This window comes from Streptomyces sp. HSW2009 (assembly GCF_040240285.1).
Classification (GTDB): Bacteria; Actinomycetota; Actinomycetes; order Streptomycetales; family Streptomycetaceae; genus Streptomyces.
Window position 1 is genome coordinate 1 of the sequence record NZ_JBEHZD010000207.1, and the last position, 12,214, is coordinate 12,214.

Below are 12,214 nucleotides of genomic sequence, written 5' to 3' on the forward strand. Positions count from 1 at the left end.
CCCCCGACATCTCCACTAGGAGTTTCGCGGGCTGCGCCTGTTGTGTATAAGAGACGGGTGGCGTAGAAGGCGCCGCCGCGCCCCGCCCGGCGGCGGCCGGGCCGGTAGCAGGCGGCGAACCGCAGGTCGGAGCCGTCGAGCAGCGGGGTGGGCAGCAGTCCGCGCTCCAGGCGGGCGTTCTCCCGGGCGCGCAGCCGCGACTCGGTGAGCAGCCGGCGGGCGCGGTCGGCGCGCTTGCGCTCCACCGCGTACCGCACGGCGCGGCTGAGCACCCGGTCGTCGAGCTCGTCGCGGAAGAGGTAGTCCTGGGCGCCGACCCGGACCGCCTCGGCCGCGCGCTCCGCGTCCCCCTCGGCGGTCAGCGCGAGCACCGCGTGCCCGGGGGCGATGCGCAGCACCTCGCGCAGCGTCGCCAGCGCGTCATCACCGTCGGCGTCCGGGCCGCCGGCGGCCTCGCCCTCGTCGTCGGTGGGCCGCGGCAGCGCCAGGTCGAGGACGATGCACTGGGCCTCGTCGGTGAGCAGCCGCTGCGCCTCGGTCAGGTTGCGGGCGGATCTGACCCGCACCGGCTTGCCGTCGGCGTCCGTCAGCTCGGGCATCGTGAGCGCCCCCGAAGGGTCGTTCTCGATCACCAACAGGCTGATGCCGGCCTCCGGAAGCGGGCCTGACGGTACGGGTAACGCGGCAGCCGATGCCTCTCGCTGGCGCGGCACGGGTGCGGGTGCCGGTACGGGCATCGCTCCATTTCCTTGTCTCCCCCGAGGCGCAGTCCGGCCCGCCCATGGCCGCGGCGTCGCGCCACCCGCCACGACCGCTGGCCGTGACGCCCGGCACGTGCTGCGACCAGCCCATGGTGCGGAGGGGCCGGTGGCCCGCCCGCCACGTCCCACCGGCCGCGCGGAGCGGCCTGCGGCACACAGGCGGTCGAGCCGCGGACGACGTGGTGCCGTCCGCACCGGCGGCGGGCCCGTATCGCTGGGCGATGGGCCCGGTGTCCCGCCGGTTACTGCCAGCCGACCCTAGCGAACCCGGGCCGCGGAGTGGAATGCCACCCGACCCGCTGGCCAGGGGCATATGCCATGGCCGGTACGGGTATGGGCGGGCCGGCAGCGCAGCGGGTACGCGCCAAGCCGGGCACCCGGGGCCGCGCGGCACGGGCCGTACACCGGGCACGACCGCAGCCCCGCCGGGCCCGCGCCACGCCGTCCCGGCCCGCGACCGGCCGGGCGCGCGCCGCGTACCACCCGAGGCTCCGCCCGTACCAGCACGGTCGGCCGTGGCCGGGCGGCGCGCTACTCCTTCGGGGCGTCGGGGCGGACCACGCCGAGGATCTCCATGGAACCGGCGCCCGCCAGCGTCACATTCCGGCCAGGGCGCGGGGCGTGGACGATGGTGCCGTTGCCCACATACATCCCGACGTGGCTGGCGTCCTTGTGGTAGATGATCAAGTCGCCCGGGCGCAGGTCCTTCAGGTCCACCCTGGTCAGTTGCCGCCACTGCTCCTGCGAGGTGCGCGGAATCGTCCGCCCGGCCGCCTCCCAGGCGCGCAGCGTCAGCCCCGAGCAGTCGAAGGTGTCGGGGCCCTCGGCGCCCCACTCGTACGCCTTGCCGATCTGGTCGGTGGCGAAGCCGATCGCCCGCTTCGCGGCCGGCGACGTCTCGCCCTGGACGCCCTCGGCGCCGTCCGCGCCGTCCGCGCCGCCCACGCCGTTCTTCGCGCCCGCGGCGCCCTTCCCGTCCCCGATGTCTTTGACGTCCTGCGCGGCGCGCGAGCGCCACCACGCCTGCTGCGCCTTGGCCGCCTTCTCCGCCTCCAGCTTGCGCAGCCGCTCCCGCTCCTCGGCGGCGAGCTGCGACTCCAGCTTCTTGGCCGCCTTCAGCTTGGCCTGCACGTCCTTGCGCGCGGCGTACTTCTGGGTGCGGGTCTGCTCAAGACGCGTCCACTTGGCCGTCGCGTCCTTGGCGTACCGGTCCAGGTCCGCCTGGGTGCGGGCCAGGCTGCCGAGCACGCCCTTGGTCGCGTGCTGCCCCTTGCGGGCCAGCGCCACCCCGCCCAACACCGCCTCCGGGTCCGTATTGAGGAGCACGTGCGCCTCGGGCGGCAGCCCGCCGCTGCGGTACTGCGCCCGCGCCATCGCCCCGGCCTGCCGGCGCAGCGCGGCCATCTCCCGCTTCGCCGCGGAGACCGACGTGGCGATGCGGTCGAGCTGCTTCTGCTGGGTGTGCTGCCGCTCCGCCGCCAGGTTGTACGCATCGGTGGCGCGCTCCGCCTCCTGATACAGCGCCTCGACCCGGCGGTGCACCTCCGCGAGCTCCGCCGCGCTCCGCGGCTTCGCCGGCTTCGGCCGGTCGGGGGCGGCCAGCGCCACCCCGGGGGGGGCCGCCACGCCGGCCAGCGCACAGACCAGGGCCGTGGCCGCCACGACGCCGCGCCCCCGGCCCCCGCCGTCGCCCCGCCCGCCCCTTACTCGTCCCCGTCGCACCGACCGACCTCCCTCTCCTACGTTCTCCGGGTCACCTGGGTGTTCGCTACGCGCCCTGCCCTGCCCTGCCCTGCCTTGCCTGTCCTGCCTGTCCTGCCTGCGCTACGCGCCTTGCTTGCTGCTCTCCGTGCTCTGCCGGCCGCCCCGCGGGGGCTCTGCCTGCGCCGCGCGCCTCGCCTGCCGCTCTCCGTGCCCTGCTGCTCCGCGGGCTCCGCCTGCCGTACGCGCCCCGCTTGCCGCTCTGCGTGCCCTACGCGCTCCGCCTACTGCCTGCGCCCTGCCTGTCCCACGCACCCCACGCATCCCACCCGCCCCACCTGCTCTGACGTGCCCTACGCGCTCGGCGTTCCGTCGCAGCCAGCCTTCTCTGCGCCCGACCCGCGCCCCGCAACCACCGCGACGGCACAACCCGAAGCACCAGAACCAAAGCCCCGCAGCCACCCGAGCACGGCGCCCCGGCCCGCACAGCCCCACGCCAAAGCCCCACACCACAGCCCTACGCCGAAGCCCGGCCCACACAGCCCCACCCCGGCCGGCCCCGCACCACAGCACTTTGTGAACCTACTGCCACGTAACGCCGGATCGTGCCACGCCACGGCCGCGAGCGACAGGGCTGTGGACGAGCACGGTCCGTCCTGCGCCCGCCGTCCCCCACACGTGCCTCACCCAACCGACGGCCCTCAGTTTTCACACAGACCACACACATCACTTAGGCCATTTAGAGCCCAACCAACCCGCGCATCCCTGAAACCTCACGCCGTACGCGTAGCCACTCAGACCCCAGCGCATCACTAGCGCCCCACCGCCCCAAGGCCACCCCCACACCAGCAAAGGGCCAGCTCAGCACCGTTGAACCACCGTCGACATCAGCACCCCGGGCCAGGCCACCACACTGACGGGTGAGGTTCACCCTCCGTTCACTCACGCCCTTCAGCGGCTTCACCTGATCTGCCTAATTTCGGCCTTACACGGTGCGCGACGCACCCGCCAATGCGCGCCGCACGCAGCAGTTACTCACACAGTCCTGCTACGAACCTCGAATCTCTTCGCACGCCGTCCCCACCGGCGGCTTCTGGAAGGAACTCCCGAAAGTGAAGCTTCAGCGCAAGAACCGGCTTCGCGCCATTGCCGCCGGTGCCCTCGCCGTGTCCGGTGCACTGGTCCTCACAGCGTGCGGCTCGGACGACAACAGCGAGTCGAACGGCGGCGACACCAAGAAGCCTGTTGGTGCGATCAAGTGCGAGGGCGACGGCAAGCTGCTTGCCTCCGGCTCGTCCGCGCAGCGCGACGCCATGGACCTGTGGGTCAAGAACTTCGGCAGCGAGTGCAAGGACATCAGCGTCAACTACAAGGGCACCGGCTCGGGCGCTGGCATCCAGGAGTTCCTCCAGGGCAAGACCCAGTTCGCCGGCTCCGACTCGGCGCTGAAGCCCGAAGAGGTCACGGCGTCGAAGAAGGTCTGCAAGTCCGGCCAGGGCATCAACCTGCCGATGGTCGGCGGCCCGATCGCGATCGGCTTCAACGTCGACGGCGTGGACAAGCTGACGCTGAACGCCGAGACGATCGCGAAGATCTTCGACTCGAAGATCACCAAGTGGAACGACGAAGCGATCGCCAAGCTCAACCCCGACGTCAAGCTCCCCGACCTGAAGATCCAGTCGTTCCACCGCTCGGACGACTCGGGCAGCACCGACAACTTCACCAAGTACCTCAAGGCCGCCGCGCCGCAGGCGTGGCCCTACGAGCCGGCCAAGGCGTGGGCGGGCGACGGCGGCGGTTCCGCTGACGGCTCCTCCGGTGTCGCCTCGCAGGTCAAGCAGGTCAACGGTGCGATCTCGTACTACGAGCTCTCGTACGCCGCCTCCAACGGCACCAAGACCGTCGACCTGGACACCGGCTCGGGCACCCCGGTCCAGGCCACCGTTGAGAACGCCTCCAAGGCCATCGCCGAGGCGAAGATCGTCGGCACCGGCAATGACCTGGCCCTGAAGCTCGCCTACGACACCAAGGCCGCGGGCGCGTACCCGATCACCCTGGTCACGTACGAGATCGCCTGTGACAAGGGCAACGACGCCAAGAGCCTGACCGCTCTGAAGTCCTTCCTCGGCTACACCTCCAGCGAGGCCGGCCAGAGCTCGCTGAAGGAGCTGGGCTTCGCCCCGCTGCCGGCCGAGGTCGCCACCAAGGTCCGCGCCACCGTCGCCTCCCTCTCCTAACCCCGAGCGCGGCTGGCCCCACCAGACGGCCCGCACCCCACCCGGGGTGCGGCGCCGGCCGGGGCCAGCCGCGCCTTCCGGTGCACCGCCGCGCCAGGAGTCGTACCCGGACTCCGCAGACCGGAGAAAGACATGGACATAACACCCACCTCCCCCACCAGCCCACCACCTGAGAAGCAGCCGCCGCTCGCGGTGGACAAGACGGACCTGACCAAGGGCAAGGGCAAGGCCACCCGCCCCGGCGACCGGATCTTCCTCGGCCTCTCCCGCGGTTCCGGCATCACGCTGCTGGTCGTCATGGCCGCCATCGCCCTCTTCCTGACCGTGCGGGCCGCCTCGGCGCTCAACAAGAACACGGGCAACTTCCTCACCACCTTCGAGTGGAACGCGGAGATGCCCGACCCGAACTTCGGCATCGCGGTCCTGCTCTACGGCACGGTCGTCAGCGCGATCATCGCGATGGTCATCGCGGTCCCGGTGGCCGTCGGCATCGCGCTGTTCATCTCGCACTACGCCCCGCGCGCCATCGCCTCGCCGCTGGGCTACGTGATCGACCTGCTCGCCGCCGTCCCCAGCATCATCTACGGCCTGTGGGGCGCGCTCTTCCTGGTTCCGCACCTGGAGGGGCTGTACAAGTGGTTCGACGACTACTTCGGCTGGACCGGCATCCTGGAGTACAACGACGGCACGCCGCGGTCGCTGTTCACCATCGGCATCCTGCTCGCGATCATGATCCTGCCGATCATCACGAGCGTCAGCCGTGAGGTCTTCCTCCAGGCCCCGAAGATGCACGAGGAGGCGGCGCTCGCGCTCGGCGCGACCCGCTGGGAGGTCATCCGGATGTCGGTGCTGCCGTTCGGCCGCTCCGGCATCATCAGCGCCTCCATGCTCGGCCTCGGCCGTGCGCTCGGCGAGACGATGGCCGTCGCCACCGTGCTCTCCACCAGCTTCGACATCCAGACCAGCCTGCTCGACGGCGGCGGCGGCACCATCGCCCAGAACATCGCGAGCGGCTTCAAGGAGGCAGACGACACCGGCCGTGACGCGCTGATCGCCTCCGGTCTGGTGCTCTTCGTCCTCACCCTCCTGGTCAACGGCGCCGCCCGGCTCATCGTCGCGCGCCGCAAGGAGTACTCGGGGGCCAACGCATGAGCCACCTGACCCCGGCCCACCGGCCGCAGACGGACCAGCCCACCGCACCTTCGCGCCGTGCGGGCGCAGTGATCATCGAAAGGTGCGGGGCATGAGCAACACCACCGTGCAGAAGGTGGCCGACGCGAGCACACCACGCTCCTCCAGGCTGTACCAGCCGCGGCTGCCGTTCTGGTCCCCGATCGCGCTGATCGTCCTCTCCATCGGGCTCGGCTGCGGCATCGGCGTCGCCGCCGACCTGGACAGCAAGATCCAGTGGGGCCTGATATCGGCCCTCCTCTTCGTCCTCATCACCTTCGCCCTCACGGCCCGGGTCGAGGGCAAGCGGCAGGCGAAGGACCGGCTGGCCACCAGCCTGGTCTGGGTCTGCTTCATCCTCGCGGTCGTCCCGCTGGCCTCGCTGATGTACGAGACCATCAAGCGCGGCACCACCGTGCTGGACGGCGCCTTCCTCAGCCACTCGATGAAGGGCACCCAGAACGTCAAGCCGGGCGGTGGCATCTACCACGCCATCATCGGCACCCTGGAGCAGGTCGGCATCGCCACCCTGATCGCCGCCCCCATCGGTCTGCTGACCGCCGTCTACCTGGTGGAGTACGGCCGCGGCAAGCTCGCGAAGGCCGTCACCTTCTTCGTCGACGTCATGACCGGCATCCCCTCGATCGTCGCCGGTCTGTTCATCCTCAGCCTGTGGATCATCATCCTGGACTTCGGTTACTCGGGCTTCGCCGGCTCGATGGCGCTCGCCATCCTGATGATGCCGGTGGTCGTCCGCTCGACCGAGGAGATGCTCAAGCTCGTACCGAACGAGCTGCGCGAAGCATCGCTGGCGCTCGGTGTGCCCAAGTGGCGCACCATCCTTAAGGTGGTCCTGCCGACCTCGATCGGCGGCATCACCACCGGCGTCATGCTCGCCGTCGCGCGCATCGCGGGTGAGACCGCCCCGATCGTCCTGCTGGTCTTCGGTAACCCGGCGATCAACAACAGCCCGTTCGAAGGCGAGCAGTCCTCACTGCCCTTCTACATCTACGAGCAGTGGGCGAACGGCAACGAAGCGTCGTACGACCGTGCCTGGGCCGCGGCCCTGGTGCTCATCGCCTTCGTCATGATCCTGAACCTGGTCGCTCGCGGCATCGCCCGTTGGAAGGCCCCGAAGACCGGCCGCTGAGGCCCCGTATTCCGGCTCCGCCCGCGGGGTCGACGTAGAAAAGAAGTGATTCACATGGCCAAGCGCATCGACGTCAGCGGCCTCACCGCGTACTACGGCTCGCACAAGGCCATCGAGGACATCTCGATGACCGTGGAGCCCCGCTCCGTGACCGCCTTCATCGGCCCCTCCGGCTGCGGCAAGTCCACCTTCCTGCGCACCCTCAACCGCATGCACGAGGTCACCCCCGGCGGTCGGGTCGAGGGCAAGGTGATGCTGGACGACGAGAACCTCTACGGTGCCGGCGTCGACCCGGTCTCCGTGCGCCGCACGGTCGGCATGGTCTTCCAGCGCCCCAACCCGTTCCCCACCATGTCGATCTTCGAGAACGTGGCGGCGGGCCTGCGCCTGAACGGCTCGTACCGCAAGAGCGAGCTCAACGACATCGTGGAGCGCTCCCTCAAGGGCGCCAACCTGTGGAACGAGGTCAAGGACCGGCTCAACAAGCCCGGCTCCGGCCTCTCCGGCGGTCAGCAGCAGCGACTGTGCATCGCCCGCGCCATCGCGGTCGAGCCCGAGGTGCTGCTGATGGACGAGCCCTGCTCGGCGCTCGACCCGATCTCCACCCTCGCCATCGAGGACCTGATCGGCGAGCTCAAGGAGCGCTTCACGATCGTCATCGTGACGCACAACATGCAGCAGGCCGCCCGTGTCTCGGACCGCACGGCCTTCTTCAACCTGGCGGCGATAGGCCAGCCCGGCAAGCTCATCGAGATCGACGAGACGGAGCGCATCTTCGCCAACCCGTCCGTCCAGGCGACCGAGGACTACATCTCCGGCCGCTTCGGCTAAAGAACCCGACGCCCGTCCCGGGGCAGCGACCCCGGGGCGGACCGAGATAGAGCAGCTTTGCGGTGCTGCATGGCGGTGCCACCGCAAGGCGATGGGCCCGCCCCCTGGCTCCCGGGGGGCGGGCCGCCCCATCTCCACATCTTCCGCCCCACACCGGGGCACCCGCCCAGCGCCACACGGCACGGGCCCGGCCCACGACGGGCCGGTCGATGGAACCTGATGCAACCTGATGGGCCTGATGGGTCTGATGGGCCCGGTTGGTGGACCCGGCTGAGGGACCTGAGGGACCTGAGGGACCTGAGGAGCTCGTACGAGCCGGCCGTCGGTCGGGGCGCGGGGCAGTCAGCGCGGGGCGCTAGCCGAAGGCGAGCTGGACGATCCAGTAGCCCACGGCGGCCACCGCCGCCGCGGCGGGCATGGTGATGAACCAGCCCACGATGATGTTCTTGGCCACGCCCCAGCGGACCGCGTTGACCCGCTTGGTGGCGCCCACGCCCATGATTCCCGAGGTGATCACGTGCGTGGTGGAGATGGGCGCGTGGAACATGAACGACGCGGTGTACATCACGGAGGCCGCGGTCGTCTCGGCCGCGAAGCCCTGCGGCGGGTCGAGCTCGATGATGCGGCGGCCGAGCGTCCGCATGATGCGCCAGCCACCCGCGTACGTACCCAGTGACAGCATCAGCGCACAGACGATCTTCACCCAGGTCGGGATCGGGTCGCCGGAGTCCTCCACATCGGCGATGACCAGCGCCATCACCACGATGCCCATCGTCTTCTGGGCGTCTTGCAGACCGTGGCCGAGGGCCATGCCGGCCGCCGAGACGGTCTGCGCGATGCGGAAGCCGCGCTTGGCCTTGTGCGGGTTGGCGTTCCGGAACATCCACATGATCGCGACCATCACCAGATAGCCGAGGACCAGGCCGACGACCGGCGAGATGAACATCGGGATGACGATCTTCTCGATCACCCCGGACCAGATGACATCGATGCCGCCGGCCAGAGCAGCACCGACCATGCCGCCGAACAGGGCATGCGAGGAGGACGACGGCAGGCCGAAGTACCAGGTGATGAGGTTCCACGCGATCGCCCCGACCAGTGCGGCGAAGAGGATGCCCATCCCCTTGTCGCCCTCGGGCGTGTCGATGAGCCCTTCACTGACGGTCTTGGCGACCCCGCTGCCGAGGAAGGCACCGGCCAGGTTCATCACCGCGGCCATCGCCAGCGCGGCGCGCGGCGTCAGGGCCCGGGTGGACACCGAGGTGGCGATGGCGTTGGCGGAGTCGTGGAAGCCGTTCGTATACGTGAAAAAGAGCGCGACCCCGATGGTCACGACGAGCGCGAAGGTGTCCACCGGGGGTCAGGACTCCTTGACCGCGATGGTCTCGACGGTATTGGCGACGTGCTCGAAGGCATCGGCCGCCTCCTCAAGCACATCGACGATCTGCTTGAGCTTGAGCACGTCCATCGCGTCGTACTTGCCGTTGAACAGGTGGGCCAGGAGCTTGCGGTGGATCTGGTCGGCCTGGTTCTCCAGCCGGTTGACCTCGATCCAGTACTCCGTGAGGTTGGTCATGGTGCGCAGGTTCGGCATGGCCTCGGCGGTCAGCTCGGCGGCCCGGGCCAACACCTCGATCTGCTGCTCGACGCCCTTCGGCAGCTCTTCCACCTGGTAGAGGACGACCAGGTCGACCGCCTCCTCCATGAAGTCCATGATGTCGTCGAGCGAGGAGGCGAGGCTGTAGATGTCCTCGCGGTCGAACGGCGTGATGAAGGACGAGTTGAGCTGGTGGAAGATCGCGTGGGTCGCATCGTCACCCGCGTGCTCCGCCGCCCGCATGCGCTCGGCGATCTCGGCCCGCGCGGAGGAGTCCGCCCCGAGCAGTTCCATGAGGAGCTTGGAGCCGGTCACGATGTTGTCCGCAGATGCGGCGAACATGTCGTAGAAGCTCGTCTCCCTGGGGGTCAGACGAAAGCGCACTGGGGCATCCTCTGGGTGCAGCGGATTCGGTCTCGTTGATGCTAGGCACAACATCCGGCCATGGCTAACCGGCATTCCACCAGTGTCGCCTATCGGGCAGAGTGCCTATAACGGGGCCCGGCCGCCATCAGCGCCATTCGATACCATGTACCCCGTAGGGGTATATACGACTCTCACCCGTTCGGAAGGACGCCATGACGACGACGGCAGCCGACAGCGGGGCCGCCCGCGATGGCGACCAGCCCCAAGCTCCCAGCGACGCCCTGCCCGCAGCCACCTCAGCCGAAACCGACGAGGTCACGGCGGCGACGCAGGTCACAGTGTCCCGTGCGGACGACGCCGGGGACCAGACCCGCGACACCACCTCGTCCTGCGCGGCCCACGCACCGGGCGCGCCGCACGGCGCGGCGGGCAGCCCACCCGGGCCGCACGGCTACGCCAAGCAGCGGGACCAGCACCTCAAGCGGCTGCGCCGGATCGAGGGCCAGATCCGTGGCCTGCAACGGATGGTCGACGAGGACGTGTACTGCATCGACATCCTCACCCAGGTGTCGGCCAGCACGAAGGCGCTCCAGTCCTTCGCGCTGCAACTGCTCGAAGAGCACCTGCGGCACTGCGTCGCGGACGCGGCGGTACGGGGCGGCGACGAGGTGGAAACCAAGGTCGCCGAGGCGTCCGCCGCCATCGCCCGGCTGCTCCGCACCTAGCGCGGCGGGCCGGGCCGCGCTCGGCCCGGACGACGCCTGGCCCAGACGCCCCCGGCCTGGATATCGCTCGGCCTCGATGTCACTCGACCTGGACGCCATTCGCCTGACGCCGCTCGCCCAGTTGCCGCCCGGTCTGGGCGCCGCTCGGCGTGAGCTCCGCCCTGCTTGGACACCCCCGGCCTGGGTGCCGCTCGGCCGGTCTGGGTGCCGCTCGGCCCAAGCGGCCCGGGCGCCGCGCCGTCGGCACCCGCCCGGCCCCGCTCCCACTCCCCGCGCAGCGGCACGTCCGGCGCGGGGCGCAGCGACGTCGTACGCACCCCCGGGAGGGGGCGGGGTCGCGCCAGTCGCGCCGCCGGACGGCTCACGGTGGCCGGTGACCGACCTCCTGGCCACGGTCGGGAAGGGGCTCGGGCCCGGGGTCGCGGACGGCCTCGGGCGCGGGTTCGGAAGTGGCGGGATTTGATCGGTCCACATGGACGCGCAACACGGCGTCGATGTGGGCCGCACTCATGCGCTCGGCGTCCACGCTCGACGCCGCGATCATCAACTCGCCGTAGAGGTCGATCTCGACGAGGGCCACATGGTCGGAGACCGACGAACCCTGACGCGCCACCATGTGTGTCACCTCCTTCGAGCGCCGACCGGGCGGTCGGCGACGTCACCGACGTCGTGGCCGGCTGCACTGACGTCGTAGCCGGCGATCCAGCGTAGGGACAGGCACACACCGCGCACATGGCACGGATGGGTCATTTCCATGGGGCAAGCCCCCTCACGGAACTAATTCTTCGGCGAGTCGACCGCACCCGCATAGATATCCGCGGGTTTGGGGGTTTGCAGGGCGATCGGTGCGCCAAAGCCGTACAACTCGGTCGTCGAGACCACGTCGGTCTCCCGGTGCTGACCGCCGGCGGTGTTGGTCATGGTGAACCGGTGGCGGATCTTGCGCAGCCGGCCCCGCGCGTCGAGGAAGGCGTCGAAGCGCACCGCATCGGTGGCGAACCCCCTGGCCGCGGCCCGCAACACGCCGCGCGCGTACGGTTCGGCGGCCCGGGCGGCGGCGCGCAGATCGGCGACGCCCCGGTAGTGCCAGAGCCCGGCGCGGCCCTGGGCCGGCCGCCCCACGACGCTCACCTGCCGCGCGCCGCGCAGGAGTTGGGCGGCCACCAGCGGATCGGTGGCGCCCCCGCTGACCAGGTTGCCGTCCGCCACCCGGGTGCTGTCGACGCGCAGCCAGCGGTCGCGCGGCACCCCGGCGCCACGGTTGAACATCAACAGCTCGGCGGGGGCGAGGAGTTCGATGATCGGCCGCTGCTCCGCCGCTCCCACCGCGTCCTTCGGCGGCACGACCCGCAGTCGGCCCCGGCGGGCCGCGAAGTCGTACCCGCCGCTGCCCTCGATGGCAACCCGGGTCGCACCGGCATCAGTCTGCACCGAGGTGCGCATCCGTGCGCTGCCCGCCTGCGCGAGCGCCCCCGCGGCGTCCCGCAGCGCCGTGGGCGCGGCGCCGACCTCACGCTCGGCGGGCTCGTCCGACGCCTGTTCGGGCGCCGGGCGGGGGCGGGGCCGCCCCCCGCCCCCCCCCCGCTGCCCGGCGCCCGCGGCGGCCCCCGCGTCGGGCCCCCCCGCCGGCGCCCCCGCCCCCTCGCCCGCCCGGCCCGGGGGGGGCGCCGGGCCCC

11 protein-coding genes and 1 pseudogene are annotated in these 12,214 nt (G+C 70.8%); 5 read left to right on the plus strand and 7 right to left on the minus strand.

The genetic code is table 11. The features are described 5' to 3' along the window. Together AAHZ94_RS17030 and AAHZ94_RS17035 are read right to left on the minus strand one after the other, a co-directional pair. Window positions 1–737, minus strand: a pseudogene (locus AAHZ94_RS17030) (phosphatase); the annotation flags it as partial. Between the two features lie 555 nt (window positions 738–1,292). Then, on the minus strand, window positions 1,293–2,423 hold the full coding sequence (locus AAHZ94_RS17035; protein WP_349993753.1) for a C40 family peptidase: 1,131 nt from the start codon (window positions 2,421–2,423) through the stop codon (window positions 1,293–1,295). Between the two features lie 1,151 nt (window positions 2,424–3,574). Here AAHZ94_RS17035 and pstS point away from each other — a divergent pair. The 4 genes from pstS to pstB all read left to right on the plus strand — a co-directional run bounded on the left by pstS (window position 3,575) and on the right by pstB (window position 7,850). Continuing rightward, a complete protein-coding gene (gene pstS / locus AAHZ94_RS17040; RefSeq protein ID WP_349993755.1) occupies window positions 3,575–4,699 on the plus strand; it encodes a phosphate ABC transporter substrate-binding protein PstS in 1,125 nt (374 codons plus the stop codon). A 132-nt stretch (window positions 4,700–4,831) separates the two neighbouring features. Then, entirely contained in the window at window positions 4,832–5,851 is a 1,020-nt protein-coding gene (gene pstC / locus AAHZ94_RS17045; RefSeq protein ID WP_349993756.1) for a phosphate ABC transporter permease subunit PstC, read from the plus strand. 91 nt (window positions 5,852–5,942) lie between these two features. After that, window positions 5,943–7,019 (plus strand): phosphate ABC transporter permease PstA, encoded by a 1,077-nt coding sequence (gene pstA, locus AAHZ94_RS17050; protein ID WP_349993757.1) that lies wholly within the window; start codon window positions 5,943–5,945, stop codon window positions 7,017–7,019. A gap of 54 nt (window positions 7,020–7,073) precedes the next feature. Next, window positions 7,074–7,850: a phosphate ABC transporter ATP-binding protein PstB gene (gene pstB / locus AAHZ94_RS17055; RefSeq protein ID WP_349993758.1), complete on the plus strand. Its 777-nt coding sequence runs from the start codon at window positions 7,074–7,076 to the stop codon at window positions 7,848–7,850. Window positions 7,851–8,205: 355 nt separating this feature from the next. Here pstB and AAHZ94_RS17060 read toward each other — a convergent pair whose 3' ends face one another. Both AAHZ94_RS17060 and AAHZ94_RS17065 read right to left on the minus strand, forming a co-directional pair. Next, window positions 8,206–9,204 carry an inorganic phosphate transporter gene (locus AAHZ94_RS17060; protein ID WP_349993759.1) on the minus strand — a complete coding sequence of 333 codons (999 nt, stop codon included), beginning with the start codon at window positions 9,202–9,204 and terminating at the stop codon, window positions 8,206–8,208. Between the two features lie 6 nt (window positions 9,205–9,210). Then, window positions 9,211–9,831, minus strand: a complete 621-nt coding sequence (locus tag AAHZ94_RS17065) for a DUF47 domain-containing protein (protein ID WP_349993760.1) — start codon at window positions 9,829–9,831, stop codon at window positions 9,211–9,213. Between the two features lie 320 nt (window positions 9,832–10,151). Between AAHZ94_RS17065 and AAHZ94_RS17070 the strand changes: the two genes are divergently transcribed. Beyond that, a complete protein-coding gene (locus AAHZ94_RS17070; RefSeq protein ID WP_349993764.1) occupies window positions 10,152–10,538 on the plus strand; it encodes a metal-sensitive transcriptional regulator in 387 nt (128 codons plus the stop codon). A gap of 361 nt (window positions 10,539–10,899) precedes the next feature. On the opposite strand, the gene AAHZ94_RS17075 is transcribed toward AAHZ94_RS17070, so the two are convergent. From AAHZ94_RS17075 to AAHZ94_RS17085, 3 genes are all read right to left on the minus strand, one after another. Next, a complete protein-coding gene (locus AAHZ94_RS17075) occupies window positions 10,900–11,154 on the minus strand; it encodes a hypothetical protein (protein ID WP_349993761.1) in 255 nt (84 codons plus the stop codon). 5 nt (window positions 11,155–11,159) lie between these two features. Further along, window positions 11,160–11,294 carry a hypothetical protein gene (locus AAHZ94_RS17080; protein WP_349993762.1) on the minus strand — a complete coding sequence of 45 codons (135 nt, stop codon included), beginning with the start codon at window positions 11,292–11,294 and terminating at the stop codon, window positions 11,160–11,162. A 21-nt stretch (window positions 11,295–11,315) separates the two neighbouring features. Further along, a partial coding sequence (locus AAHZ94_RS17085) for a hypothetical protein (RefSeq protein WP_349993763.1) occupies window positions 11,316–12,214 on the minus strand: 899 nt, incomplete at its 5' end.